The following is a 26,501-nucleotide window of genomic DNA, read 5'->3' as shown; positions in this document are numbered from 1 at the left end:
GGCGCCCTGCCATGACCGCTCCCCGCTACGCCGAGCTGCAGGTGACGTCGCCCTTCTCCTTCCTGCGCGGCGCCTCCTCGGCCGAGGAGTTGTTTGCCACGGCCGCGATGATGGGCATCGAGGCCTTGGCCGTGACCGACCGCAATACGCTCTCGGGCATTGTCCGGGCCTGGGAGGCCGCCAAAGCTACTGGGGTGCGGCTGGTGGTGGGCTGCCGGCTCGATTTGGCCTGCGGCATGGGACTGCTGGTCTACCCGATGGACCGCGCGGGCTATGGCCGCCTCTGCCGTCTGCTGACCTTGGGCAAGTCTCGGGTTAGCAAGGGCAAGTGTCATCTCGAATGGGCGGATGTGGTAGAGCATGCCGAGGGCCTGATCGCCGTGCTGGTGCCGGACATGGCCGATGACACCTGTGCGCTGCGCCTGCGCCGGCTGCGCGATGTCTTTGGCGACCGCGCCTATCTGGCGCTGACCCTGCGCCGCCGACCGAACGACCAGTTGCGGCTGCATGAGCTGTCAACCATGGCCGCGCAACTGCGGGTGCCCACGGTCGTCACCAACGACGTGCTCTATCACGAACCCTCCCGGCGCATCCTGCAGGACGTGGTCACGGCCATCCGGCACAACACGACCGTCGAGGCTCTGGGCTTTCGCCGTGAGCGCCATGCCGACCGGTATCTAAAGCCTCCCGCGGAGATGCAGCGGCTGTTTGCGCGCTATCCGGAAGCGTTGGCCCGGACGGGGGAGATCGTGGCCCGCTGTCGTTTCTCGCTGGATGAACTTCGCTATCAGTATCCCGAGGAGCGCGATGACCCAAGCCTTACCCCGCAGGAGACCCTCGAGCGGCTGACCTGGGAAGGGGCAGCCTCCCGCTACCCAGAAGGCGTCCCCGACGAGGTGAAGGCGTCATTGGCCCATGAGCTGCGTCTGATCGCCAAGCTCTCCTATGCGCCCTACTTCCTGACCGTCCACAGCATCGTCCGCTTCGCCCGCTCCCGTGGCATCCTCTGCCAGGGCCGGGGCTCGGCCGCGAACTCCGCCGTCTGCTATGTGCTGGGCATCACCGCCATTGATCCGGGCCGCAATGACCTCCTCTTCGAGCGCTTCGTCTCGGAGGAACGCCACGAGCCGCCTGACATCGATGTCGATTTCGAGCACGAGCGCCGCGAGGAGGTGATCCAGTGGGTCTACCGGACCTACGGCCGCGACCGCGCCGCACTCTGCGCCACAGTGATCCGCTACCGCGCGAAGGGTGCCTTGCGCGATGTCGGCAAGGCCATGGGCCTGCCCGAGGATCTGATCCAGACCATCTCCGGCCAGATCTGGGCCTGGTCCGAGGACGGAGTGAGCGACGCGCAGATCCGCGAACTGAACCTCGACCCCTCCGACCGGCGCCTGCGGCTCACGCTGGAGCTGGCCCGACAGCTCATGGGCTTTCCCCGGCATCTCTCGCAGCATCCGGGCGGCTTTGTCCTCACCCAGGACCGCTTGGATGATCTTGTGCCGATCGAGCCCGCCGCCATGGAGGACCGGCAGATCATCGAATGGAACAAGGACGACATCGATGCACTCCGCTTCATGAAGGTCGATGTGCTGGCCTTGGGCATGCTCACCTGCATGGCAAAGGGACTGGACCTGATCGCCCGGCACAAGGACGTCCGCTATGATCTGGCCACCATCCCGCCCGAGGACCCGCGCACCTATGCGATGATCCGCAAGGCCGACACGCTTGGCACCTTTCAGATCGAGAGCCGGGCGCAGATGGCCATGCTGCCCCGCATGAAGCCGCGGACCTACTATGACCTGGTGGTGCAGGTGGCGATCGTGCGGCCCGGCCCCATCCAGGGCGACATGGTCCATCCCTACCTGCGCAGGCGGGAGGGGCTGGAGTCGGTGGAGTATCCCACTCCTGAACTGGAAAAGGTGCTGGGCAAGACCCTGGGTGTGCCGCTCTTCCAGGAACAGGCCATGCGGGTGGCCATCGAATGCGCGGGCTTCACGCCGGGCGAGGCCGACATGCTCCGCAAGTCCATGGCCACCTTCAAGTTCACCGGCGGGGTCTCGGCCTTCAAGGAGAAGCTCGTCTCCGGCATGGTGGCGCGAGGGTATGATCCCGACTTCGCCGAGCGGACCTTCCGCCAGCTCGAGGGCTTTGGCTCCTATGGCTTTCCCGAAAGCCATGCCGCCAGCTTTGCGCTCGTGGCCTATGCCTCGGCCTGGCTGAAGTGCTGGCACCCGGATGCCTTCTGCGCGGCGCTGCTGAACAGCCAGCCGATGGGCTTCTATGCCCCCGCGCAGATCGTCCGCGATGCCCAGGAGCACGGTGTCGAGATCAGGCCCGTCTGCGTCAACGCCTCCCGCTGGGACTGCACGCTGGAGCCGACGGGACGGCCCGAGAACGAGGGCAGCCGCTTTGCCGTGCGCCTTGGCCTCAGGATGATCAAGGGACTGGCCAATTCCCATGCCGCCGCCATCGTTGCGGCGCGGGCCGATCAGCCCTTCGCCTCGGTGAAGGATCTGTGGCGCCGGGTGCGCGTGCCGATTGCGAACCTGACCCACATTGCCGAGGCGGATGGCTTTAGGCCCTCGCTCGGGCTCAGCCGCCGCGAGGCACTCTGGGCCATCAAAGGGCTGGGGCCGGAGGAGCTGCCACTCTTTGCCGCGGCGCGGGAGGCAGCAGAGCAGAGGCAGGAGGAAGCAGAGGCAAATCCGAAGGTGGAACAGGAAGCCTCATGGTGGTCGACGGACGATGCCGGAGCGGAAGCGGTGGAACCTGCCGTTGCGCTCCGGCCGATGACCCTTAGCCGGGAGGTGGTCGAGGACTACGGCCATACTGGCCTCAGCCTGCGCCGACATCCCGTGTCCTTCCTGCGTGACACGCTGAAGGAGCGAAAGATCATCACCTGCGCCGAGGCCATGGCCAGCCGGGATCGCCGCTGGTGCGCGACCGCAGGTCTGGTGCTGGTCCGCCAGCGGCCAGGATCGGCGAAGGGCGTCATGTTCATCACGCTCGAGGACGAGACGGGTGTCGCCAATCTTGTGATCTGGGCAAAGATCTTCGAGGCACACCGCCGGATCGTGCTTGGGGCGGGAATGATCGGTGTGCAGGGGCGCATCCAGCGGGAAGGGGAGGTAGTGCATTTTGTGGTTCACCGGATCGAGGATCTCTCACGGGAAGTGGCGAGCGTGGGAACACGAGGGGTGGCGTTTCCGCTCACCGAGGGGCGCGGGGATGAGGCGCGGCATGGGGCAGCGGCGAGTGATGTGGTGGTCGCAGTGCCCCAAGGGCTGCGAGCGCGCGAGATCTTTATCCGCGATCTGCACCTTGATGCGATCAGGGTTAAGGGCCGGGACTTCCGATGAGCACAGAAGAGGGTCGGCAATTGTCCCCACGGGAAAATTACCCGTCGTGCAAGGAGAATTGCCTCCTCGGCGAACCTAAACGGAGCCTTCCAGCCCAACGGAATAAAAGCTTGGATGTTGTTTTTATCCAGAGATAAGCCGAATAGACGAGTAGTTTCCAATTAGAATTGGAACATGGTTCATACCATGTCTCGTCTTCCAATCTGTGTGCGGAAAATTTCCGACAGCGGAAACACCGTGGAATTTTCGGTCCCTGATATCAACAGAACAGGGAACTCCGCGCAACTTGCGAGTTTCTTGGTTACTCATCTGGATCGAGTTCATGAGTTTCAGTCGCGCTGATTTTTCTGTGAGCTTGCTGGTAGTAGCCAGAAAAGAAGTGGCACTGGTCTTCGAGAGACAGTGAAGCAGGGAATGTTCCGCCAATTTCTTCGAGGACTTCGGCAATTTGGCAATTAAACCAGCTTGCCAGACCGACTCTGTTTAAGCGGTGCATCTTCGCGCTATTGGGTTGCGCCGTGCGGAAGATTTGCGGGAAAATGCGGGCCGGAGTGGTCGATGCAATCCGCATGTAGCGGTCTAAATGGGAGACGTGGGTGTCAGCACGTGAATTGCGCTCCATCCCGTCCAGAAGGGCAAAGAGGCGGCCAAGCTGATAGCCTGTGTTGGTGGGCATGGCTTCGCAAGACATTGTAAGATCCTTTCCTGGCATCTGTAGAAAGCGGAGTAAGGGATACAGTGGTGAGACGTCCGTTCGACACTGAAACCGGAGCGTTTGAAACACGCTTCGTTGCCTCGAATATCAGATTTCGCATACCTTCCTTGTTCCCTTGCCGCCTTCTGTGAGGGATTTTAGTTCGTTTGCCCAGAGAAAAAACAAAGTTTGAATCTATCCGAATAAATCCGCCCACGCCGGTCGACAGCCGTGATGAGCAGCATTTTCGAGGGATGCGATTTATCCGGACCTACGGAAGAGAATAGCCTTGATTTGACGAATAACATGGATGGACCGGATTCGGCTGTTGATAGGATTCAGCAAGAGCGTCAGGGCGGCGAGTCATTTAAAGAATGGCGTGAGGCCTCCATCTCGGTGTTAAATGTCCTCTCGCCGTAATCTTGCTGGGAATCCCCTCTCAAATGGCACCTGCGGGCTGGGCTTACTCACCTCGCGGAAGCACGACTGTGATCCTCCTCTCTGGGGAGAAGCGGGAATTTACTCCATGAGATTAGCTGATGGGCGCTCTCGAGAATGCCTCCGCGCGCCGCGCGACGCGAAGGTTGACGTTGCTCCGCCTTTGACACGGCGGAGATCTAAATGAGACAGTGCTGTTATCAGACTATAGTCTGATCAATCCTGCTCAAATACCCTGGTCAGGGTATAGCTAACGAAATCGATTACGGGATGGCTGCACATGCACACTCCGACCGATCCGCATCTGGCAAGCGAGCTCATCGACCAGGTCTATGCCGCCATGTTTGGCGAAGCTCCTTGGCAGGCCTTCATGGAGTACAGTCGCCGATTGCTGCCGAACGGACGAACTGTGCTGTTCCACCACGACAAGACGAGTGGACAGGGCGCTCTCTCTCTGGCTGGTGGCTTGGACGAAGGATCGGTCGACAAATATAAACGCGAGTATTCTGCCATCAATCCCTGGATGGAGCATGCCATGATCCGCCCACTGGGGCGGGTCATGCAGGCCGATGAGATGCTCCCGCGCAAGGATCTGCTACGAACCGACTACTACACCGAGTATCTGCGGCCGCAGGATATCGTGACTGGCCTCGGTGTAACGCTTGGCCGCGATGAAGACCGCCACTTCTTCTACAGCATCGTCAGCTCCGATGCAGAAGCGGAGGTGATCAACCAGGCCAAGGGCGCAATCTCGCTTCTTGTTCCACACCTGACCCGAGCATTTGGGTCCTACAAAGCCACCATGAACGCGGACGGCCCGTCATCGGGCATGCTGCGGATTGACGGCAAGCTACGCGTGGTCTTCGCGGATAGGATCGCGCTTTCTCTCTTGGCGCAGACAGAGGATCTGTTGATCGGGCCCCTGGGTCGTATGACGTGTCGGGACAGTAGCCTGTTAGAGATCATTCAACAGGTGCTCACACCTGACCGCGGCGCACGGACGACGGCAGCTGTTGTTCATCACCACATCCGGCGACGGAGCGGAGCTCTTCCACTGCGCGCCTGCGTCTATCGGCCAGGATCTTATGGCAGCGATTATGTCGGTGCTATGGACTGCTTTATCCGCCTGGAGTCCCCGATACCCACCCTCCGCGATGCGGTTCGGAAATTTGCCGCCATGTACCACCTATCGGCAGCGGAAACTGCGATCACAACAAAGCTTGTTGATGGACGGACACTGGAGGAAATAGCTACGGAACGGCACACATCGCCCGATACTGTCCGGACACAGATCAAGAGCATACACAGGAAGACAAACTGCGGCCGGCAGATTGATATCGTGCGCCATGTGGCTGCGATGGTAGACCCCGAAAGCCGTTGCGCGGAGTTTGGACTGCGCGCCCCTATTTTATTCTGAGGCTTTCTGTCAACCTCCAGCTCCATGAATGCTGCGGCATACCCAATTTGAGGTATTCACATTAAAACATGTTTCATTTACCTTATCCGAATGTCAACCTTCCGCCTTGCAAACAATAAGATTTTTCTCGAACAGGAAAATCGTCCGAATCACGGTATACAACTGGCGGGAAGGCTTGCCTGACTATGATTCGCACCAGCGGTCTGTTACCGACAGCCTGCATTTTTGCCCCATTTAAGCGGAGCCTGAGGGCATCTTGGGCCGGCGAGTCCGATGGCGGCAGAGGCTCATATTGCCAGATAAAAACTGGACGCGCAAAAGTTGAATTGAAAAACCTTTTATGGAATCGTTAAGTATGTTGAGCTTGTGACGAGTGATTCTTTGTCCACGTGCCGCTGTTGGCATTGACGGCCTGCGTGCAGAGGGAACAACCTGAATTATCGTTCAAGTTGCTTTGGAAAACTTAACCAGTCATCCTTCTGAGGGCGTGACGATGACAATCGTATATGGACACTTCAATACCCCTTCTGGCGGAGGAACCACTTTTTCTGGGACTAATTTTCTCCAGGGAGGTGGCTCAAATGTAGATCTCGCTGTGGGAGCCTTTTTGGGAGCCTCAGGGTTGCCCTTTATCTATTCACGCCAAGACTGGTTCAACTATGCTGCGGCTCTTGAAGTAAAAAATACAGAAATCTCGCCTGTGCAAATCATAGTTGATGTCTTCGCGGCGCAGTTCGTCGGCGTCGGAGGTCACGGAAATGATATTTTCCGCATTAGAAATGTCGAGGTGGCCCGAATATCAGGAGGCAGCGGAGACGATTTGATAGATTCTAATTACGGGGGCGTCGGAAGCACCAACGACATCCTTCGTGGGGGCGCAGGCAATGATAGGATTTCAGGCTTGCGAGGAAACGATACTATAGACGGCGGATCTGGTCATGATTTCGCAACATTCTTTGGGCAGAGGGCAGAGTATGATGTCACATTGCTGCCCAATGGGTCACTCGAAGTTTTCCACGCGAGAGGAAGCAAGATCGACGGCAGAGACATGGTTTCGAATGTGGAAGTGTTCAGGTTTGCAGACGGAGACTTCTCGGCCGCAGCTCTCATAAATCGCCCACCAGTAGTCGGCACGATCGCCAACCGCGACGGAACCGAGGACGATGCAACCTTCTCTATCGATCTCCTTCAGGGCGCCAGCGATCCTGACGCCAATGCCCTCTCGGTTACCGGACTGACCATCAAGGCGACTGATGGCAGTGGGAATAGCGTTAGCTTCCCGGCCGGGGCTTGGAGCGTCTCAGAGTCCGTTTCGGTCCTGACCATCGACCCGAGGGCCTATAACGGCCTGAAGGACGGAGAGAGCCGTGAGATTACCGTCTCCTATGCAATCACCGATGGTCGGGCGACTACTCAAAACAGCTTTGTCGTGACTATTGCAGGCAAGAACGACGCGCCGACCGGGTCGGCCAGCGCCGCCCTGCCGGATGGCACCGAAGACGAGGCCTACACCGTGAGCCTTGCCGATCTGCTGGCGGGCTTCGAAGACGTCGACGGCGACATGCTGTCGGTGCCTCGCTCGCAGCATCATGCTGCCCAATCGCCGGGAAATTGATCCACCAGATCAATTTCTGGCCCGGCTCAGACGCGGAAAATCCACCTATCCCAGCCGTTCAGATTTCCTGAACCACCTCTGGCCACGCCAAGGGACGCCCTTCATTGGCCGATCCGTTCGATGCCTTCGGAACGGATTAGTCGCATAGGACAGCGCGTAGGATATGGACTGCCTTTGGCTTGCAGCCCCACCAATCCGAGACCTTCAGGCCTTCGACCGATCCGCCGTTCGTCGACAAGTTGCAGGACATCGGCGGGCTCTACCCGTCACCTCCGAACCGCGCCCTTTATGGGTGGATGAGAATCTAGGCCCAGGCGCCCGATCGGGAGCAGCCTGTCCTGCCGATGGCGTCGGGCATGGCCGAGCGGAGGGTCCAAACCTTTGTGCGTGACGGGACGATGTCGCTCTTTGCCGCACTCGATATCGCCACCGGCGTGGTGATCGGGAAATGCTGTTGACACCATCTCCCGACCGAGTTTCTGGACATCCTGAAACAGATCAACCGCCAGATGCCTGAAGGTCCAACGTGTATGCCGCCATGGACAAGCGAGGCGGATCACAAAACAGTCCGGCGGACTGTTTTCCTGCCGAACGTCACCAAAAAGACCCGCAGGATCCAGGCATGGCTGGCGCGCCATCCGCATTGGCATATGCATTTCACGCCGACCTCGGCAGCGGGACATTCATCGCCCCGTCATCGCCACCCACAACGAGGATCCAAAGCCAATTGCGGAGTGGGGTCCGCCGACGACATTCTCGCCTCTGCACGGCCATTTTGCCAGGAACCCCATGCGACAAACTTTGGATTGGGATGATGAGGCGCGGGAAATCGCCAAGGATCACCACTGTCCGGCAGCAAACCGCGATCGGCAATCCGCAAACCCGGATATGTGACGCCCCTCGCCCAAGCCGCTATCTTTTTCAGGTGGAGCAAGTGCCGCTAACGCGATAGGCGCGGCGCATTCGGCGCGCTTCTTGGGAACGCGCCGAAAGAAGATTAGTTATTCCGGGAACCTGGTCTGGATCCCTAGTCCAGACCCGAAATTATTAAAGGACAAGGCGTCCACACCATGCGCGAGACGAGCGGGGCCGGCCCCGAAGACAGGCTACTGACAGGAACAACCGGGCTCGACGCAGTCTTGCGGGGCGGCTTGACCCCATCGCGGCTTTATCTTGTCGAGGGAACGCCTGGCTCTGGCAAGACGACCCTGGCCCTCAGGTTCCTGCTGGAAGGGCGCAGCGCCGGCGATCACGGGCTTTACATCACCCTGTCCGAAACCGAGAACGAGTTGAGGGCAGTCGCGCAATCGCATGGTTTCACCCTCGACGGGATCGATGTCTTCGAAATGGTGACCGAAGACGAATTCGGTGCCGATCACGAACAGTCCCTCCTCCATCCAAGCGAGGTCGAACTGGGCGAAACGGTACGCGGCATCTTTGAGCTGGTCGAAAGGACCGATCCGGCGCGCGTGGTCTTGGACAGCCTGTCCGAGTTGCGTCTTCTGGCGCAGAACGCGCTTCGCTATCGTAGGCAGATCCTTGCGCTGAAGCATTTCTTTGCCCGCAGGAACTGCACCGTCCTGATGCTGGACGACAGGACGGCCGAACCGGGGGATCTGCAACTGCATTCGATCGCCCATGGCGTGATCTCGCTGGAACAGCTGGCCAACGATTTCGGGTCAGAGCGGCGGCGGCTGCGGGTCGTCAAGATGCGGGGGCTTCAATATCACGGCGGTTACCACGACTTCACCATCGAGCGCGGCGGAATTTGCGTTTATCCGCGCCTGATCGCGGCAAACCATCATCGCAGCTTTTCCAGCGAGCCGGTGACGACGGGCATTGCAGAACTGGATGCCCTGCTGGGCAAGGGACTATTCCCGGGCACGAATACCCTGCTGGCCGGGCCGGCCGGTACGGGCAAGACCACGACGGCCGTGCGCTGCATGATCGCTGCGCTGAAGCGCGGCCAGAAGGCCGCGTATTTCCTGTTCGACGAGCGGCTTGCGACCCTGCTGATCAGGTCCAAGGCCCTGAACATGGATTTGCAGCCTTTCATCGACAACGGACTTCTGAAGATCCGTCAGATCCATCCGGCCGAGTTGTCGCCCGGCGAATTTGCCAACACGGTGCGCGACGCCGTCGAGGAAGACGATGTCGGTCTTGTGGTGATCGACAGCCTCAACGCCTATTTGCACGCGATGCCGAGCGACGATTTCCTCGTCCTCCAGATGCACGAACTGCTAAGCTATCTGGCGCAGCAGGGAGTGGTGTCGATGATGATCCTGGGCCAGCATGGCGTCATGGGCGACCTGCGCACGGATGTGGATATCAGCTACCTGGCCGACACCGTGATGCTGCTGCGCTTTTTCGAAGCGAACGGCGAGGTGCGCAAGTCCATTGCCGTGATCAAGACACGCACCTCGGATCACGAGCGCACCATCCGTGAATTGGAGATCAACGAGACCGGCATCGTCATCGGCGATCCGATCCGGGGATTCACGGGCATCCTGTCCGGTACGCCTGCCCTTGCTGCTACCAAGGGCGATCTGCTTTCCCTGGATCAGGACGGGGCAGCGCCGCTGTGATCGACCAGGCAACGGACCGGGGTCCAAGTCAGCGCCAGCCGATCGACCACAGCCTGTCGGTCGTCATCCTTGCTCCACGTGGGCGCGATGCCGCAGTGGCTGTCGACCTGTTGGAAAAGGTCGGGATCGCTTCGGTCGTTGCGGCCAGTGTGGGCGAACTGGCCGCGCTGATCGAGGAATGCGTCGGGGTAGCCCTCGTGACCGAGGAAGCCCTGGTCCCCGCCAAGGAGGACTGCCCGCTGAAAGCGGCTTTGTCGGGTCAGCCGTCCTGGTCGGATGTTCCCTTCATCGTCCTGGCGAACGGCTCTGTCCGCCATCGATCCCCGCAAGCCAGGATGCACATGGACGCCCTGCCGAACGCGGTCTTGTTGTCGAGACCCCTTCATGCCGAGGAACTGGTGCGATCCGTGCGCTCCGCCCTCAAGGCCCGGGCGCGGCAGTACGAGGCGCGCGACCGGATGCAAGAACTGCAGATGCGCGAGGCGCAGTTGCACGAAAGCGAAGCCAAGTTCCACGCCATCGCCGACTCGGTCGACCAGATCATCTGGTCGGCCCGTCCCGACGGGTTCCACGATTACTACAACCACCGCTGGTACGAATTCACCGGCGTCCCCCCGGGATCCACTGATGGCGCGGCTTGGGCAGAGCTGTTTCATCCCGACGACCTGGAAAGGACTTGGGCACGCTGGGGGCACAGCCTGACAAGCGGAGAGCCGTATGAGATGGAATACCGTCTCAGGCACCATTCCGGCGAATACAGATGGGTGCTGGGCCGCGCAAAGCCGGTCCGCGATGCGCAGGGCCGGATCATCCGCTGGTATGGAAGCTGCACCGACATCAACCGGATCAAGGCCGGAGAGGAGCAGCGTCAGCTGATGCTGGGAGAGATGAACCACCGGGTCAAGAATTCGATGGCGATGGTCCATGCGATCGTGTCACAGACCCTGCGGCAAGCCGAAAGTCTCGAGGACGCACGCAGGTCCATCCAGTCCCGGATCGGCATGATGGCGCAGGCCCATGATCGCCTGATCAAGTCCACCTGGACAAATGCCTCGATCACCGAGGTCATTCAGGCGGCCTTGACCCCACATCGCATGGAGGAAGGGCGCTTTGTGCTTGATGGTCCAGACCTGCCCGTCGGTTCCAAGCAGGCATTGGCCCTGACCATGGCCCTGCATGAACTGGCCACGAACGCTGCCAAGTACGGCGCCCTTTCGAACGACCGCGGCCATGTCCGGGTCCAATGGCGCCAGCTGAACAACGGCAGTCACCAGGAGTTTCGGCTGAACTGGACCGAGGCGGAGGGACCACCGGTCACAACGCCCACCAGGCGGGGATTTGGCAGCCGCATGATTGAACAGGCACTGGCCAGTTACTTCAACGGATCGGCAGAACTGGCCTATGAACCAAGCGGCCTGATTTTTGAACTGAAAGCGCCGCTGGCGGACCTGTCGCAGGATGACGATGGCCTTTCATAGACAAAACCGGGGCGATCATGGCCCAAGCCCGGCAGTCACCTTGGCCAAGTCCTTCTCGCAGACACGCGGGGGCTGTTGCGAGACAAGAATTGCCCCCTGAGAAGGCCTGGCCCGTCCGCTGCCGCACGACGAACGGAAGAGCCTGCACGGGCGGGGAGAGAGGTCGATGACCATGGCAAGTCAGGCAAACCCCTCCTGCGTCCAGAGGGGGCGATAGCGGTCAGCCATGGCCGTCCGGGGTCTCGACAACAACCTGCCGAACATAGGGTATTCTATTACCGACCATGATCGACCGCTTGCCGCTGCAGGGGCTTGGGCCGCGCTTGCGGCTCATCCGCGCCCTGATCCATCTGGTCGTTCCCGTCGAGCAACCCGGTTGCCGCGAATTCCTCCACCCTGTTCCAGCAGGTTCCGGCCTTACCCATGAATATGGATTTGAATGCAGGCCCGACATCCATCCTCTATCGTCCAGCCATCTGTCGGCCCTGCATCCTTTGCCGCGTCCAACAGCAAGGGACGTTACCCGAGCATGACGATCAGGTCGCGAATATGCGGGTTCCTTTGACAGCCTCCTGTTGGACAGAAAGACTGCGGGACCAAGACAGCCGTTCCACGACAGCCTCTCAGCTTGAGGCGACAAGCTCCGTGAGCAGCCGCCCTAGGGGAGAGGTCGGATCGCCCAAGGCTTGCACGACGGTCAGATGGTTCAGGCCCTTTTCGCAACGCAGATCTACGCCCGTGCCGCTTTCCTCCAGCAGTTCGGCCAGGGCCGCTGCCTGTCGATGAAAGGGAAGCGTCTCATCCTGGCCGCGCGTGATGATCCGCTTGGGCCCCGAGACGTGACGGGACGACAGGGGCGACCAGGCTTCCGCTTCCTCGGAGGTCATCCTTGCCTCGTCCTTCAGGAAGCTTTCGGGGATGCCCGACAGGTCGTAGATGCCGCTGACCAGAAGCAGACCGCGCAGGGGCGGCAAGGGCGGACGGGTTTCCTCGGCCGGGCCGTATCCCGCAAGATAACAGGCCAGATGCGCCCCGGCGGAATGGCCGCTGACCGTCAGGCGTGCCGGATCCGCACCAAGATCGCGCGCCATCCTGACCAGGTGCAGCGCGGCGGCCCGGACCTGCGCGACGATGGCGGCAAGCCGGGTTTCCGGCATCAGGTCATAGGTCACGATCGCGGCGACGCCCCCGGCGGCCAGCACCGGGGCGGCGACAAGATGATGGGCCTCCTTGCTGCCCGACCGCCAATAGCCCCCATGGATGAACAGGTGGACGGGCGCCCCCGGCCTGGCGCCGAGGGGCATCAGGATGTCCATCCGTTCGCGCGGCGTGGTGCCATAAGCGACATCGCGGATCATCCGGGCCGAGGCCGCGAATGACCGGGAACGTGCCGCGGTTTCCTCCATCACGGCGTCGAAGTCCGGGATGAAGTCCCGGTTCCGGTACAGATCCTGCATCGCGGCATCCTCAGAAGGCCAGGGCGAAATACTTCGGCTCCATGAATTCAAGGATGCCCGTCACGCCGCCTTCGCGCCCCAGGCCGCTTTGCTTGGCACCGCCGAACGGCGCGGCGGGGTCCGACATCAGGCCGCGATTGATCGCGATCATCCCGGATTCGATGCCTTTGCCAACCCGCAGTGCGCGGTTCAGGTCGCCCGAATAAACATAGGCCGCCAGCCCGTATTCCGTCGCGTTCGCAAGCCGGATCGCCTGTTCCTCGGTCTCGAAGCGATAGACCGGCGCCACGGGGCCAAAGATTTCCTCATGCGCAATCTCAGCCTCGGGGCTGACATTGTCCAGGACGGTCGGAGGGAAGTAATAGCCCGACCCCGGCAGGGCCTTGCCCCCGGTCGTGACCCGGGCACCCCGGCCCACGGCCTCGTCCACCAGCCGGCCGATCTTCTGGACGGCCCGCGTCGTGATCATGGGACCGACCTGGGTCGCCGGATCCGTGCCGGGGCCGACCTTCAGCGCCGCCATCCGTTCGGTCAACCCCGCCACGAAAGCGTCGTGGATGCCCGACTGGACATAGAAGCGGTTGGCGGCCGTGCAGGCCTCTCCGGCGTTGCGCATCTTGGCGATCATGGCGCCGTCCAGGGCGGCGTTCAGATCGGCATCGTCGAAGACCAGGAAAGGTGCATTGCCGCCCAGCTCCATCGAGCAGGACACGACGGTCTTGGCCGCCTCGGCCAGAAGCACGCGGCCCACCCCGGTCGAGCCGGTGAATGACAGCTTGCGCACGCGCGGATCGGCCAGCATCGCATTCGTGACGGGCGCGGGCTGGCTGGTCGTCAGGACGTTGACGACGCCGGGTGGCACCCCGGCCGCGGCCCCAAGGCGGGCCATGGCATAGGCGGTCAGCGGCGTTTCGCTGGCGGGTTTCAGGATCACGGTGCATCCGGCCGCAAGCGCAGGACCGATCTTGCGGGTGGCCATGGCGGCCGGAAAGTTCCAGGGCGTGATCAGGACCGCGATGCCGATGGGGTCGTGGTCGACAAGGATGTGGTTCGCCCCCGACGGGGCATGGCGGAACTCGCCCGCGATGCGGACCGCTTCCTCGGCATACCAGCGAAAGAATTCGGCGGCATAGGCAACCTCGCCCCGCGCATCGGGCAGCGCCTTGCCGTTTTCCAGCGAGATCAGCCGGGCCAGTTCCTCGGCATGATCGGTCATCAGGCGGAACCAGCGGCGCAGGATCTCGGACCGCTGGCGGGCGGGCGTCGCGCGCCAGCCAGCGGCGGCGGCCTGGGCCGCATCCACGGCGCGCAGGGCATCGGCGACCGTGGCATCGGGCACCTCGGCCAGAACTTCCGCAGTCGAGGGATTCATGACGGGAATGCCGGCGCCGGGCAGCCATTCGCCGCCGATGAACAATCCGCCCGCATGAAGGCCGGGATCGGCGAAATCCGAAGGGTGCTGGATGTCAAGGCTCATGTCGGATCCTTTCGGGTCTACTGGATGATGCGGGCATCGCCGGAAAAGGCAGCGTGCAGAAGGCGGGTCATGTCGGCGCGGTCGATCGGCCGGGGGTTGTTCTGGATCAGCCGCTCGATCCCGCAGGACTGCTCGGCCACCCAGCCGATCTGATCCTCGGACAGGCCCAGGCCGGACAGGGTTTCCGGGATCCCGATGCGGGAAAACAGCAAACGGAGGGCGGGGATCACCTCGTCGGCCTGGGCAAGGCCCATGGCGTCGGCAATCTGGGCAAGCTCTGCGCCGATGGCCGGGCGGTTCCATTCCATCACCCAGGGCATCAGGCAGGCCACCCCCGCGCCATGCGCGGTATGGGTCAGCGCGCCGACCGGATACTGGATCGCATGGGCGGCGGCGGTGCCCGCGACCCCGAAGGCCAGCCCCGCGAAAAGCGCGCCCTGCATGACCCGCGCGCGGGCGTCGGCATCCGCGCCGGTTCCGCAGGCGCGTTCCAGCCCTTGCCACAACAGGCGGATCGCGGTCAGGGCGAACTGGTCGGACAAGGCGTTCTTGCCGACAAAGACCCGTTCCTGGGTCAGCGTGGCCGTGACGGGACGACGGATGGCGGTGAACGCCTCGATCGCGTGGGTCATGGCATCGGCCCCGGCGATTGCGGTCAGGCCGGGCGGGCAGGTCAGCGTCAGGTCGGGGTCGCAGATCGCCACCGTCGGCACCAGATGCGGGCTGGAGATCCCGACCTTCAGGCTGCGCGTCGCGTCGGACACGACAGCGACCGGGGTCACTTCGGATCCGGTGCCTGCCGTCGTGGGCAGGGCGATCAGGGGAAGGATCGGGCCGGGCACCTTCAGTTCGCCATAGTAATCCTGGGGTTGGCCGCCATGGGTCAGCAGCAGGGCCATGCATTTCGCCATGTCGAGGCAGGAGCCGCCACCGATGCCGATAACCAGATCAGGCGTAAAACCGCGCGCTGATTCGCTTGCGGCAAGGGCGCTGTCCACGGGCACGTCGGGCAGCGCCCCGCCCTCGACCTGGACCGCCAGTCCGTGATCGCGCAGATCGGCAAGCATCGCGTGAAGCTGGGGATCGTCGGCCATGCGGGCATCGGTGACGACAAGGGCGCGGCGCCCCAGCCTGGCCGCGACCTGCCCCAGCACCAGCCGCTGGCCGGATCCGAAGATGATCTCTCGCGGAGGTCTGATCGTGCCGAAATGCGTCATTCTGTTCCTCTCCCCTGTATTTCTTCGATGATCGACATCTGCCGCGTGCTGGTCTTGCAGCCCTTGGGCTGCCTTCGCCGTCTTGCCCGCCCCGACATCGCTTCGTATCGTATATGATATTGTATTTGACATCCGATCTAGTTTTTGTAAACCATCCTCTTGCAAGCAGCCGAGATGCGGAGTGCGAATTGGGAAGTGCAGCGGAAAGCCAAGGCCTTCAGATGGTCCGTCCGGCCAGCATCGTGGAGGGTGTCTATGACAGCATCTACGAACGCATCATGTCGCTGGACATCGCCCCCGGCGCGCGCATTCCCGTTGATGTCATTGCCCGCGATCTGGGCGTGTCCCAGACCCCGGTGCGCGAGGCCCTGTCCCGCCTTGAGCGCGAGGGGCTGGTCCGCAAGGCGCACCTGATCGGCTATAGCGCCGCGCCCCAGTTGTCGCGCCAGGCTTTCGAGGATCTGTTTGCCTTTCGCCTGCTGCTGGAGCCGGAATGCGCCCGCCTGGCGACGCAGAACCTGACCGCCGACAGCCTGCGCAAGCTTGAAGACGCTGCCGCCGACATGGGCCACGGAGAGCCTCCGGTAGACCGGACCAGCCGCTATTCCCGGTTTGCGCGCGCGGATGCGCATTTCCACGACGCGATCATCAAGGTGGCCGGAAACGACGTGATCCGACAGGCCGTTGCGGATCAGCACATCCATCTGCACCTGTTTCGGCTGATGTTCCACAGCCGTGTCACGCAAGAGGCGCTGGAGGAACATGAAAACCTGCTGGCCGCCTTTCGCGCAGGCGATCCCATTGGCGCCCAGGCTGCCATGCGCGAGCATATTTCCCGGTCGCGCGACCGTCTGATGCTGGCTTTCGAATGACCGCCGCCATGCCCCTGGTCCAGGCAACCCCCGCCGAACCAGCCGTTCGGGCCGAGAGCCTGGGCAAGACCTATGGGGCGGTCACGGTCCTGTCGGATGTCACGCTGGACATCCTGCCCGGCGAAGTCCACGCCATCATCGGAGAGAACGGCGCGGGCAAATCCACCCTGATGAAGCTCTTGTCCGGCCATGTCGCGCCGACGGCCGGGCGCTTGCTGATGGCGGGCGCGCAGGCCGAGTTTGCCGATGCCGCCGCCGCCGAGGCTGCGGGCGTGGTGCTGGTGCATCAGGAAATCCTGCTGGCCCCCGACCTGACCGTGGCCGAGAACCTGTTCTTGGGCCGCGAACTGACGCGCGGGCCGATGGTCGATGACCGGGCGATGAACCGCCGCACCGGCGAAGTGCTGGCCTCGATCGGCGCCCGCTGCCATCCGCGCGACCGAGTCGGGTCGCTGCCGCTGGCGCAGCGCCAGCTGGTCCAGATCGCCCGCGCCCTGCTGGAGCCGCGCACCGTCGTGATCTTTGACGAACCGACCGCGGTCCTGGCCAATGACGAGGTGGCGGCCCTGCTGGACGTGGTGCGCGGGCTTCGGGCGCGGGGCGCCGCCGTTCTGTACATCTCGCACCGCCTGGACGAGGTCGAGGCCCTGGCGGACCGCGTCACCGTGCTACGCGACGGCCGCATGATCGGCACCTGGCCCGCCCAGGGGCTGACGCAGCGCGCAATGGCCGACCTGATGGTGGGCCGCGAACTGGGCACGCTTTTCCCGGCCAAGCGCGACTTGCCGCCGGCCAGTCCCCAGCTTGTGGTCGAGGGGCTGTCCGTCGATCATGGCGCCGTCGAAGCCAGCCTGACGCTGCATCCGGGCGAGGTTCTGGGCATCGGCGGCATGATCGGATCGGGCCGGACCGAACTGTTCGAGGGGCTGATGGGCCTCAGGCCGTCGCGGGCGGCGCGCATCACCCTGGGCGGGCAAGAGGTCAGGCACCGCAGCGTCCGGGACTGGCAGGCGGCCGGGCTGGTCTATCTGACCGAAGACCGCAAGGGAAAAGGACTGCTTCTGGATGAACCACTGGCCACGAACCTGACGCTTCAGGCGCTGGACAGCGTGCATCCCGGCACAAGGCTTGACCACGCGGCGGAAGACCGCGCCCTGGACCGGGCGGTCGAGACCTATGACATCCGCCTGCGCAACCGCCGCCTGTCTGCGGGCCAGCTTTCAGGCGGCAACCAGCAAAAGCTGCTTCTGGCCAAGGTCATGCAGACCGACCCTTTGGTCGTCATCATCGACGAGCCGACGCGCGGCATCGACATCGGCAACAAGAGCCAGATCTATGATTTCATCGACCGGCTGGTCCGGGCCGGCAAGGCGGTGATCGTCGTCTCGTCGGAACTGCCCGAACTGGTCGGCCTGTCGTACCGGGTCCTGGTGATGCGCGGGGGGCGCATCGTCGCGGAACTGACGGGCAAGGCGATCACCGAACAGAACGTGGTCTATGCCGCGACCAGCAGCGAAGGCCACGCAACGCCCGCCCCCGCCGCCAGGACAAACGCCTGAACCGAAACATCAGGGGGAGGAGAGACCCGGGTGACAAGCGTGACCACCGAAATCACCGACGCGCCGCGTCGCATCCGATGGGCCGAGATGGGCCCCTTTATCGCACTGGCCCTGGTCGTGCTGATCGGCACGCTGATCAACGCCAACTTCGCCACCGGCACCAACATCGCCAATGTCGTCACCCGGTCGGCCTTTATCGCCATCATCGCCGTGGGGGCCACCTTTGTCATCTCCTCGGGATGCCTGGATCTGTCCGTCGGCTCGATGATGGCCTTCGTGACGGGCGTGATGATCCTGACCATGAACCGGCTGGAACCGACCATGGGGGCCAATGCCATCCTTGTCGGCGCGGGCTTCGGGCTGGTCGTCGGCGCGCTGTGCGGATTGGTGAACGGGCTGATCGTGACCGTGGGCAAGATCGAGCCGTTCATCGCCACCCTGGGCACCATGGGCATCTTCCGGGCGCTGATCACCTGGATGTCGGACGGCGGATCCATCCCCATCGACCGGGCGCTGCGCGACCCTTATCGCCCGGTCTATTTCGGCAATGTCCTGGGCATCCCGCTGCCGGTGGTCGTCACGCTGGCGGTGGTCCTGGTCGGGGCCTTCATCCTGTATCGCACCAAATACGGGCGGCGCTGCATGGCGGCGGGATCGAACGCCGATGTCGCGCGATTTTCCGGCGTGTCGGTGGCAAGGGTGCGGACCACGGCCTTCGTGATCCAGGGTCTTTGCGTCGCCGTTGCTGCAATCTGCTATATCCCCCGCCTGGGCGCGGCCACGCCGACTACCGGGCAGTTGTGGGAATTGCAGGTGATCACCGCCGTGGTGATCGGCGGCACCCTTCTGCGCGGCGGCAAGGGGCGGATCTGGGGAACGGTGGCCGGTGCCCTGATCCTCGAGGTGATCGCCAACCTGATGGTGCTGTCGAACATGGTGTCCGAATACCTGGTCGCGGCGGTCCAGGGGGTGATCATCATTCTGGCGATGCTGGCGCATCGTTTCATCAAGTAATCGCCCGGGGAGAGGCGAGAATTTTCAAAAGGGAGGAATATCCATGACCAAATTCACCAGACGCGCCCTCGGGCTTGTCTCTGCCGCAAGCCTGGTGGCCCTGACCGCCGGCGGGGCCATCGCCCAGGACAAGCGGACCATCGCCGTCTCGATCCCGGCCGCCACGCATGGCTGGACCGGCGGCGTGGTCTATCACGCCGAACAGGCCGAGAAAGAGATTGAGGCCGCATTCCCCAACATCGACGTGATCGTGAAGACCTCGCCCTCGGCCACGGCCCAGGTCTCGGCCCTGGAAGACCTGTCAGCCGGCCAGACCCTGGACGCCCTGGTCATCCTGCCCTTCACCTCCGAGGAGCTGACCGGCCCGGTCGAGCAGGTCAAGTCGAACGGCACCTATATCGCGGTGGTGGACCGGGGGCTGACCGACCCATCGATCCAGGATCTGTATGTGGCGGGCGACAACATCGCCGTGGGCGCCAACACCGCGAAATGGATGGCCGAGAAGCTGGGCGGCGAAGGCAAGGTCGTCGTGCTGCGCGGCATCCCGACGGTGATCGACGACGAACGCATCCAGGGCTTCACCGACGTGATGAAGGACACCAACATCGAAATCCTCGACATCCAGTATGCCAACTGGAACCAGGACGAGGCCTTCAGCCTGATGCAGGACTATCTGGCCAAGTATCCCCATATCGACGCAGTCTGGGCCAATGACGACGACATGCTTCTGGGCGTCTTGGAAGCGGTCAAGCAGTCGGGCCGGACCGAGATCAAGTATGCCCTGGGCGGAAACGGCATGAAGGACGTGATCGAGATGGTGAAGGCGGGCGATCCCGTCACCCCCATCTCGACCCCCTACCCGCCGTCGATGATCAAGTCGGCCATCTACATGACCGCCGCGCAGTTTGCCGGCCAGGCGCCGATGCGCGGCAATTTCAAGCTGGATGCGCCGCTGATCACGCCGGAAAACGCCGACCAGTTCTATTTCCCCGACAGCCCGTTCTGACAACAGTGCCCGAGGCCCAGCGGCCTCGGGTCCCGAATTGACACAAGGAGACCACGGATGAGTGGCAAGAAAATCCTCATGCTCTGCGGTGAATTCACCGAGGAATATGAAATCTTCGTTTTCCAGCAAGGCATGGAAGCCGTCGGGCATACCGTCCATGTCGTCTGCCCCGACAAGAAGAAGGGCGAGATGATCCAGACCAGCCTGCACGACTTCGAGGGACACCAGACCTATATCGAACGCTTCGGGCACCTGGCCGAGATCAACCAGACCTTCTCGGACATCGTGCTGGAGGATTATGACGCGGTCTATTGCGCGGGCGGCCGTGGCCCGGAATACATCCGCACCGACAAGCGCATCCAGGCGATCGTGCGCCATTTCCACGAAACCGAAAAGCCGATCTTCACCATCTGCCACGGCGTCCAGATCCTGGTCGCGGTCGATGGCGTGATCCGCGGCAAGAAGGTCGCCGCCCTTGGCGCCTGCGAGCCCGAGGTGATCCTGGCCGGCGGCACCTATATCGACGTCAAGCCGCACGAGGCTTATGTTGATGGCACAATGGTTTCGGCCAAGGGCTGGACCGGCCTTGGCGCCTTCATGCGCGAATGCCTCAAGGTGCTTGGGACCGAGATCCGGCATACCTAGGACAGCCTCATCGAAAGACGATGATGGCCAAAGCGACGGGCGATCCCTGAACATCGCCCGCCGTGCAATCCGTCCCGCAGGTGCCGGTCTTGTCTCGGCGGTTGCGGCAATTTGGAGGCGGCGCCCTTTCGGGGTGGACGCCAGCCTCCCGGCTGCCTTCGCCACGGCCGGGATGTCGGACCAGCGAAGGGCTGTCGCCACGGGCACCGGAAGCAACGGCTCCCTGGCGCCTTTGGGATACAGACCGTGCGGACTGCCGCGGCATCATCTGCGCGGGGACCGCAGACGAGAGAGAACCGGCGCAGGGCGTTGCCTTCTGCAAATGGCGCCGCAAGGGCCGGGCGGCGACCGGGCGCCCGGAGGACGCAGCCTGTCTGCTGTTGTGCGCCCCCGGCCTTGGACTGCCGCAAGGGAGGCCGGCGGGGCCAACAACGCGATCAAGCGCGCGAAACGGGAATTTCGCCGCCGCATCAGCCCAAGCCTGCTGCCTCATGCCGGGACCGTTTCGGGTCTTGCCAGCCTCTGCCCCGATCCGGATGCGGAATGCCCATGACGGGGAAACGCTTTCTCACCCATGCGCTCCGATGCGCCTTGACAGTGTGGCCCGAGCAGAGCCGGCGTCACCTCCCCGAAGCCCCCTGCCCGGCAATGTCCCAACCATCCGCGACAGGACCGGGAACCTGAACGCCCGGCATTGTCTGCTTCCGGATGGCTGGTCCGGCAGCCATACCGGGCCAAGACGACCCGCAGAAAGAAAGCTGTAGACACACGCCTGTGGCAACAGGTGCGGCGCCTCAGCAGTGTCGCAGGCCAATCGATCATTCCTGAACAAGGTGCCCGTCCTCCGTCGACCAGGACAGGTGGAAGGGCTTGCCAATCGCCAGGGGCAGCCCGGCCAGATCCTCGTGCAGTTTCTGTACGCGCAGTTCCTGGCCCGTCTCCGTTTCGAAATAGATCGTAGCGGTTGCGCCGACGAACTCCTCTCCGATCATCCGGGCAGCGACGGAATTTTCAGCATCCCGGGGTGGCTGGGCATGGATCTGCATCCGGGTATCCAGGATGGTCAGGCTGGCAGGCTGGCCCGAAACGGCAGCGTCCCCCGGCAGGGCAAATTTGCCGTCGTCGGTCGCAATGACGGGCCGGCCCTGGGGATCCCGCGCCACCTTGCCGGAAAAGATGTTCGAGGCCCCCAGGAAATCGGCCACGAAACGGGTGCGCGGCGCGCGATAGATGTCCTGGGGCGTGCCGATCTGCTCGATCTTGCCCCGGCTCATGATGACCACGCGGTCGGCCATGGAAAAGGCCTCGGACTGGCTGTGGGTCACATAGACGAAGGTGATGCCGGTCTCGCGCTGCAGGTTCTTCAGCACCGTCTGCATCCGCACCTTCAGCGCCGCATCGAGGGCCGACAGGGGTTCGTCCAGCAGCAGGATCTGCGGTTCCACCACCAGCGACCGGGCCAGGGCGACGCGCTGCCTCTGGCCCCCCGACAACTGGCTTATGTTGCGGTCCGCGAATTCCGCGATCTGCATCCGGGCTAGCCATTGTTCGGCACGACGCCGCCGTTCCACCCGGCCCATGCCGCGCATCTTCAGCGCGAATTCGACATTCTCGATCACCGACAGGAAGGGAAACAACGCCAGGCTTTGCCAGACCATCGGCGTGTCGCGCGCCCAGCTTGGCAGATCGTTGATGGGCTTGCCGGCCAGGCGGATTGTCCCTTCGGAAGGCGCCTCCAGGCCCGCCAGCATCCGCAGCGTCGTGGTCTTGCCGCAGCCCGAGGATCCCATCAGGGCCAGGAACTTGCCTTCCCGGATCTGGAGGTCCATCTTTTGCACGGCGGTATAGGAGCCGAACCGCTTGGCCACGCCCTCAAAGGAGACAAGGGGAACTTGGGACACAGATGTCATTCCTTTTCTTGGGGGGCGGTGCGTCCCAGCAGCAATTGCGCCAGGATCAGCAGCGTCATCGAGGTGACAAAGACAAAGGTGCCGATGGCGTTGATGCGCGGGCTGACCTGGCCCTGCAGGAAACCCAGCACCTTGACGGGCAGCGTCTCGTTCAGGCCCGACACGAACCAGGCGATGGCAAATTCGTCAAGGGACACGGCCATGGTGACGAACAGGGCGCCCAGGATCGCAGGGCGGCAGTAGGGGATGATGACATGGCGCATGGCCCCCCAATCCGACGCGCCCAGGTTCCAGGCGGCCGGTTCCAGCGACGGGTCCATCTGCGACAGCCGCAGCCGGATCACTGCCATGGCAAAGGGCGCGCAGATCACCACATGGGCGATGATCACGGCCAGTGCGTCGCCCGACAGGTTCACCCGCGACAGGAAGGCCAGCATTGCAAGCCCCATGATCACCACCGGAATGGTCGGCGGCAGCAGCGCCAGCGCCAGATAGATCTGCTTGCCCATGAAGTGATAGCGGTAATCGGTATAGGCGGCCCCGAAGCCGAGCGCGGTGGATATGACGCCGACCACGACGCCCACCAGCAGCGTGTTCCTCAGCCCCTGCCAGACCAGGGGATCGGCGGCGACCGCCCGGTACCATTCGGTCGAGAACTCCCCCAAAGGAATCGTCGGGAACCGGTCCGAGTTGAAGGAAAAGACGAAGCTGGCCAGGATTGGCGCGAAGACGAACAGATAGGCCAGCACCACATAGAATTTCAGCGCGCCGTTGATCAGCGGATTGCGGTTCGCCTCGTTTTCCTGGTTCATTTGCGCCCCCGATAGGCAAAGCGGATGGACAGGAAGGCCACGATCATCAGCGTCACGATCATGGTCAGCGCGATGACGGCCGCCCGCGGCCATTGCTGGCCGGATTTCGTGGTGTCGGTGATCAGGATCGACAGCGTGGTCGGGTCGCCCCCGCCCAGATAGATCGGGCTGACGAAATCCCCGAAGGACAGGATGAAGGCGAACAACGCCGCAATCACCAGCCCGACGCGGGCGGACGGGATGACCACCGCAAAGACCGTGCGCAGCCGCCCGCAGCGCATGTTGTGCGCAGCCTCGATCAATGTGCGGTCGATGAAGATCAGGCTGAACAGCTGCAGCAGGACGACCAGCGGAAAGGCCAGCGTCACATAGCCCAGCAGCGTGGCGCCCACCGTGTTCAGAAGGCCGTAAGGACCAAGGCCGATCCAGCCCAGCATCACGTTGATGATACCCGCGTCTGACAGGAACACCTGCCAGGAATAGATGCGGACCAGATAGCTGGTGAAAAACGGCACGACCATCAGCATGATCGCCCAGCGTTGGGCGCGCGGGGGCAGCTTGAAGGTGATGGCATAAGCCACGGGAAAGGCCAAAAGGCTGGTCAGCGCCGCCGCCGTCGTGGCAAGCGCCAGCGTGGTGCCGTAAGCCTGCCAGAAGATCGCCCGGCCATACATGGTCGTCCAGTTGACCATCAGGATGTCGTGCTCCCGGTATCCGCCCGCGCCCGGCGCGCCCAAGGGCAGCATCACCATCGGCTCCATCGAGACGACCATGCCGGGCTTCAGTTCCGTCTCGATATCCTCGCGCAGTTCCACGCCCGCCTCGCGGCCATAGTAATGCGACAGCACGCCGAAACTGTGGCCATAGCCGAAGCTGCGATATTGCAGCAGATCCCAGCCCCGATACATCTCGTTCAGTTCCAGCGCGATCTCGTTGCATTTCGCGCCCGGCTTGATCAGTTCCAACCCGCGCAGGTGGACGGCCACGTTCTTTTCCCAGATATCCAGGCTGGCATCGTCCACATGGTCGCAGAACAGCGTGCGTTCCAAGGCGGTATAATAGCCGAAGATCATCGGAAAAGTATTGAGCGACAGGATCTCGCCCGACTGAATCTTCTTGTTGGTGACCGGGTTATGCGCACCGTCGGTGTTGACGCCGGACTGGAACCAGGTCCATGTGTCCATCAACTCGACAAAGGGGAAGGAACTGGCGATCTCGCGGATCATCGCGTTGGTCGATGCGATGGCGACCTCGTGTTCCGGGACGCCTGCCTTGACGGCAGCCACGCAGGCCGCGCCGCCCACGTCGCAGATGCGCGCGCCCTCGCGGATCAGCTTGTGTTCCTCGACCGACTTGATCGACCGCATCCACATCGAAGGCTGGGCGATGTCCACGAATTCAACCCCTGGCAGCGCCGCTTCCAACTGGCGGCGATAGTCCAGGTTGACGTGGTCGAACTCGATCCCCAAGCGCTTGACGCCCGGCGTCAGTTGCCGCACCGCGCGATAGAAGTTGTCGCGCCGCCAGTCGGTATAGGTGACATTGCTGCCAAAGCTGCGCCGCCAGGGCTGGCCGCCGTCGATGCCCGCGCTGATCGTGGTGGCCGCGCGGTCGGTGATGACCATGCCGTATTTCCGCCCGAAATAGCAGTAAAGCCAGCCCGAATAATAGTTGATGCAGTGATATGACGTGAACAGCGCCGCATCGACGCTGTTTTCCGCCATCCAGCCGCGAACATCGTCCTGGCGCCGTTTCATCTCGGCATCCGAGAAGGGCGAGAAGTCCTTCTCGCCGTTATGCCATTCCATGACATGAAGCATATCGTCAGCCATCGTCGGTCCTCTCCCATTGGATTTTATAGGATCGACGCTAGCCAACCGCCGGGACCGACTGAAATTTGTTTTGGCAATTGGTTCATTTGCGAAGGCCGTCGGAACAGGCCAGACGCCATGCGACCCGTGTTGACCGGGCCCTGCTCACCGCGCGTGAGACACGGTTGCCGGTGAATGTTCCCAGTCCAATCCTGCGTTCGTCATTCCTGCAAGGCTCCCTCGATCGATCAGCGCATGGATGACGCACTGGAACTGTTGGCGATGTGATGGGAGCAACACGGGACAAAGCTGCCGCTTTGGTGTTAATGCCCTGAGATGCTCCTGCAGCCCGGGTGACACACAAGATGACGATCACGCACCATGATGAACTGGACGGCCTGAAGAAGATCGGCCGGATCGTCGCGAACACCATGCAGTCGATGGCTGCGGCGATGGAACCCGGCATGACGACAGGCGAGCTTGACGACATCGGCCACGCGTTGCTGGAGCGGGAGGGGGCCGTGTCGGCGCCTCGGGCCACCTATGGTTTCCCGGGCACGACCTGCATCAGCGTCAACGAGGAGATCGCCCATGGCATCCCCGGCGAGCGCAGGCTTGCGGCCGGGGATCTGGTCAACATTGACGTGTCCGCGTCCCTGGACGGCTTTTTCGCCGATACCAGGGCAAGCTTTTGCCTCGGGCCGGTTCAGCCGCCGCTTGACTGGCTTTGCCGCGATGGAAAGCGCGCGATGCAGATCGGCATCGCGCAGGTGGGGCATGACAAGCCGCTGGCCGGGATCGGAAACGCCATCGGTGCCTTCGCATCACAGCGAGGCTATACGCTGATCCGGAACCTGGCCAGCCACGGGGTGGGCAAGGCTCTGCACGAGGCACCCGAAGAGATCCCGACCTGGCCCACCATGGGGGACAAGCGCCGGATGCACGACGGCCTCGTGCTTACCGTCGAGCCGTTCCTGTCGCGGGGCGGAAGATGGGCCACGTCAGGCGCCGATGACGACTGGACCCTCTATAGCAAGCCAGCGGCGCCCGTCGTGCAATACGAGCATACCGTCGTGGCGACCCGTCGCGGCGCCATTGTCGTCACGCGGCCGGGCTGACGCGCGACCGGCGT

19 protein-coding genes and 2 pseudogenes are annotated in these 26,501 nt (G+C 62.8%); 13 read left to right on the top strand and 8 right to left on the bottom strand.

Annotation, left to right across the window (positions count from 1 at the left end; all coding sequences use genetic code 11):
- The first annotated feature begins 11 nt into the window (after positions 1–11).
- Positions 12–3,362: an error-prone DNA polymerase gene (locus Q5701_RS18195; protein WP_306752383.1), complete on the top strand. Its 3,351-nt coding sequence runs from the start codon at positions 12–14 to the stop codon at positions 3,360–3,362.
- A 301-nt stretch (positions 3,363–3,663) separates the two neighbouring features.
- Here Q5701_RS18195 and Q5701_RS18190 read toward each other — a convergent pair whose 3' ends face one another.
- On the bottom strand, positions 3,664–4,074 hold the full coding sequence (locus Q5701_RS18190; RefSeq protein WP_306752382.1) for a type I-C CRISPR-associated protein Cas8c/Csd1: 411 nt from the start codon (positions 4,072–4,074) through the stop codon (positions 3,664–3,666).
- A gap of 216 nt (positions 4,075–4,290) precedes the next feature.
- On the opposite strand from Q5701_RS18190, the gene Q5701_RS18185 reads away from it, so the two are divergent.
- The 6 genes from Q5701_RS18185 to Q5701_RS18155 all read left to right on the top strand — a co-directional run bounded on the left by Q5701_RS18185 (position 4,291) and on the right by Q5701_RS18155 (position 12,122).
- Positions 4,291–4,476: a hypothetical protein gene (locus Q5701_RS18185; RefSeq protein WP_306752381.1), complete on the top strand. Its 186-nt coding sequence runs from the start codon at positions 4,291–4,293 to the stop codon at positions 4,474–4,476.
- Between the two features lie 298 nt (positions 4,477–4,774).
- Positions 4,775–5,911 carry a helix-turn-helix transcriptional regulator gene (locus Q5701_RS18180; RefSeq protein ID WP_306752380.1) on the top strand — a complete coding sequence of 379 codons (1,137 nt, stop codon included), beginning with the start codon at positions 4,775–4,777 and terminating at the stop codon, positions 5,909–5,911.
- Between the two features lie 493 nt (positions 5,912–6,404).
- Entirely contained in the window at positions 6,405–7,526 is a 1,122-nt protein-coding gene (locus Q5701_RS18175) for a cadherin-like domain-containing protein (protein WP_306755439.1), read from the top strand.
- 1,070 nt (positions 7,527–8,596) lie between these two features.
- Positions 8,597–10,111 (top strand): ATPase domain-containing protein, encoded by a 1,515-nt coding sequence (locus Q5701_RS18165; RefSeq protein WP_306752379.1) that lies wholly within the window; start codon positions 8,597–8,599, stop codon positions 10,109–10,111.
- Positions 10,108–11,589 carry a sensor histidine kinase gene (locus Q5701_RS18160; protein WP_306752378.1) on the top strand — a complete coding sequence of 494 codons (1,482 nt, stop codon included), beginning with the start codon at positions 10,108–10,110 and terminating at the stop codon, positions 11,587–11,589. The genes Q5701_RS18165 and Q5701_RS18160 overlap by 4 nt, the downstream gene beginning before the upstream one ends.
- Before the next feature lie 284 nt (positions 11,590–11,873).
- Entirely contained in the window at positions 11,874–12,122 is a 249-nt protein-coding gene (locus Q5701_RS18155) for a hypothetical protein (RefSeq protein WP_306752377.1), read from the top strand.
- 90 nt (positions 12,123–12,212) lie between these two features.
- Here the strand turns inward: Q5701_RS18155 and Q5701_RS18150 are convergent, their stop codons facing one another.
- From Q5701_RS18150 to Q5701_RS18140, 3 genes are read right to left on the bottom strand one after another with little or no spacing between them, the layout of a single operon-like run.
- Positions 12,213–13,046, bottom strand: a complete 834-nt coding sequence (locus Q5701_RS18150; protein WP_306752376.1) for an alpha/beta hydrolase — start codon at positions 13,044–13,046, stop codon at positions 12,213–12,215.
- Between the two features lie 10 nt (positions 13,047–13,056).
- Positions 13,057–14,523, bottom strand: coding sequence for an NAD-dependent succinate-semialdehyde dehydrogenase (locus tag Q5701_RS18145; RefSeq protein ID WP_306752375.1), 1,467 nt, complete (start codon positions 14,521–14,523; stop codon positions 13,057–13,059).
- 17 nt (positions 14,524–14,540) lie between these two features.
- The gene (locus tag Q5701_RS18140; RefSeq protein ID WP_306752374.1) at positions 14,541–15,740 is read right to left on the bottom strand and encodes an iron-containing alcohol dehydrogenase; all 1,200 of its coding nucleotides are present in this window, start codon (positions 15,738–15,740) and stop codon (positions 14,541–14,543) included.
- A 221-nt stretch (positions 15,741–15,961) separates the two neighbouring features.
- On the opposite strand from Q5701_RS18140, the gene Q5701_RS18135 reads away from it, so the two are divergent.
- The 5 genes from Q5701_RS18135 to Q5701_RS18115 are packed head-to-tail and all read left to right on the top strand — an operon-like array spanning position 15,962 to position 20,836.
- A complete protein-coding gene (locus Q5701_RS18135) occupies positions 15,962–16,612 on the top strand; it encodes a GntR family transcriptional regulator (protein WP_306752373.1) in 651 nt (216 codons plus the stop codon).
- Positions 16,609–18,171: a sugar ABC transporter ATP-binding protein gene (locus Q5701_RS18130; protein WP_306752372.1), complete on the top strand. Its 1,563-nt coding sequence runs from the start codon at positions 16,609–16,611 to the stop codon at positions 18,169–18,171. The genes Q5701_RS18135 and Q5701_RS18130 overlap by 4 nt, the downstream gene beginning before the upstream one ends.
- A 30-nt stretch (positions 18,172–18,201) precedes the next feature.
- Positions 18,202–19,185: an ABC transporter permease gene (locus tag Q5701_RS18125; protein WP_306752371.1), complete on the top strand. Its 984-nt coding sequence runs from the start codon at positions 18,202–18,204 to the stop codon at positions 19,183–19,185.
- A 43-nt stretch (positions 19,186–19,228) separates the two neighbouring features.
- Complete coding sequence (locus tag Q5701_RS18120) at positions 19,229–20,191, top strand: substrate-binding domain-containing protein (RefSeq protein ID WP_306752370.1); 963 nt, start codon at positions 19,229–19,231, stop codon at positions 20,189–20,191.
- 57 nt (positions 20,192–20,248) lie between these two features.
- Entirely contained in the window at positions 20,249–20,836 is a 588-nt protein-coding gene (locus tag Q5701_RS18115) for a DJ-1/PfpI family protein (protein WP_306752369.1), read from the top strand.
- Positions 20,837–21,654: 818 nt separating this feature from the next.
- Here Q5701_RS18115 and Q5701_RS18110 read toward each other — a convergent pair.
- The 4 genes and pseudogenes from Q5701_RS18110 to Q5701_RS18095 all read right to left on the bottom strand — a co-directional run.
- A complete protein-coding gene (locus Q5701_RS18110; protein ID WP_373568566.1) occupies positions 21,655–22,746 on the bottom strand; it encodes an ABC transporter ATP-binding protein in 1,092 nt (363 codons plus the stop codon).
- Entirely contained in the window at positions 22,743–23,558 is an 816-nt protein-coding gene (locus Q5701_RS18105) for an ABC transporter permease (protein WP_306752367.1), read from the bottom strand. Before Q5701_RS18105 ends, Q5701_RS18110 begins: the two co-directional genes overlap by 4 nt.
- Positions 23,555–24,091 (bottom strand): annotated as a pseudogene (locus Q5701_RS18100) (ABC transporter permease); the annotation flags it as partial. The gene Q5701_RS18105 and the pseudogene Q5701_RS18100, both read right to left, overlap by 4 nt.
- Before the next feature lie 153 nt (positions 24,092–24,244).
- Positions 24,245–25,390, bottom strand: a pseudogene (locus tag Q5701_RS18095) (M24 family metallopeptidase); the annotation flags it as partial.
- Between the two features lie 344 nt (positions 25,391–25,734).
- On the opposite strand from Q5701_RS18095, the gene map reads away from it, so the two are divergent.
- Complete coding sequence (map, locus tag Q5701_RS18090; protein WP_306752366.1) at positions 25,735–26,487, top strand: type I methionyl aminopeptidase; 753 nt, start codon at positions 25,735–25,737, stop codon at positions 26,485–26,487.
- Positions 26,488–26,501 lie beyond the last annotated feature (14 nt).

The sequence above is a fragment of the Paracoccus actinidiae genome (assembly GCF_030863885.1).
Taxonomy (GTDB): domain Bacteria; phylum Pseudomonadota; class Alphaproteobacteria; order Rhodobacterales; family Rhodobacteraceae; genus Paracoccus; species Paracoccus everestensis.
The sequence above is the reverse complement of the archived record's forward strand: the minus strand, read 5'-3'. Positions and strand labels throughout refer to the sequence as shown.

Bases quoted from the DNA above. Each gene is read 5' to 3' on its own strand.
- Q5701_RS18195 (WP_306752383.1), top strand. From the start codon at position 12: ATGACCGCTCCCCGCTACGCCGAGCTGCAGGTGACGTCGCCCTTCTCC.
- Q5701_RS18190 (WP_306752382.1), bottom strand. From the start codon at position 4,074: ATGCCAGGAAAGGATCTTACAATGTCTTGCGAAGCCATGCCCACCAAC.
- Q5701_RS18185 (WP_306752381.1), top strand. From the start codon at position 4,291: ATGAGCAGCATTTTCGAGGGATGCGATTTATCCGGACCTACGGAAGAG.
- Q5701_RS18180 (WP_306752380.1), top strand. From the start codon at position 4,775: ATGCACACTCCGACCGATCCGCATCTGGCAAGCGAGCTCATCGACCAG.
- Q5701_RS18175 (WP_306755439.1), top strand. From the start codon at position 6,405: ATGACAATCGTATATGGACACTTCAATACCCCTTCTGGCGGAGGAACC.
- Q5701_RS18165 (WP_306752379.1), top strand. From the start codon at position 8,597: ATGCGCGAGACGAGCGGGGCCGGCCCCGAAGACAGGCTACTGACAGGA.
- Q5701_RS18155 (WP_306752377.1), top strand. From the start codon at position 11,874: ATGATCGACCGCTTGCCGCTGCAGGGGCTTGGGCCGCGCTTGCGGCTC.
- Q5701_RS18150 (WP_306752376.1), bottom strand. From the start codon at position 13,046: ATGCAGGATCTGTACCGGAACCGGGACTTCATCCCGGACTTCGACGCC.
- Q5701_RS18145 (WP_306752375.1), bottom strand. From the start codon at position 14,523: ATGAGCCTTGACATCCAGCACCCTTCGGATTTCGCCGATCCCGGCCTT.
- Q5701_RS18140 (WP_306752374.1), bottom strand. From the start codon at position 15,740: ATGACGCATTTCGGCACGATCAGACCTCCGCGAGAGATCATCTTCGGA.
- Q5701_RS18135 (WP_306752373.1), top strand. From the start codon at position 15,962: ATGGTCCGTCCGGCCAGCATCGTGGAGGGTGTCTATGACAGCATCTAC.
- Q5701_RS18130 (WP_306752372.1), top strand. From the start codon at position 16,609: ATGACCGCCGCCATGCCCCTGGTCCAGGCAACCCCCGCCGAACCAGCC.
- Q5701_RS18120 (WP_306752370.1), top strand. From the start codon at position 19,229: ATGACCAAATTCACCAGACGCGCCCTCGGGCTTGTCTCTGCCGCAAGC.
- Q5701_RS18115 (WP_306752369.1), top strand. From the start codon at position 20,249: ATGAGTGGCAAGAAAATCCTCATGCTCTGCGGTGAATTCACCGAGGAA.
- Q5701_RS18110 (WP_373568566.1), bottom strand. From the start codon at position 22,746: ATGACATCTGTGTCCCAAGTTCCCCTTGTCTCCTTTGAGGGCGTGGCC.
- Q5701_RS18105 (WP_306752367.1), bottom strand. From the start codon at position 23,558: ATGAACCAGGAAAACGAGGCGAACCGCAATCCGCTGATCAACGGCGCG.
- map (WP_306752366.1), top strand. From the start codon at position 25,735: ATGACGATCACGCACCATGATGAACTGGACGGCCTGAAGAAGATCGGC.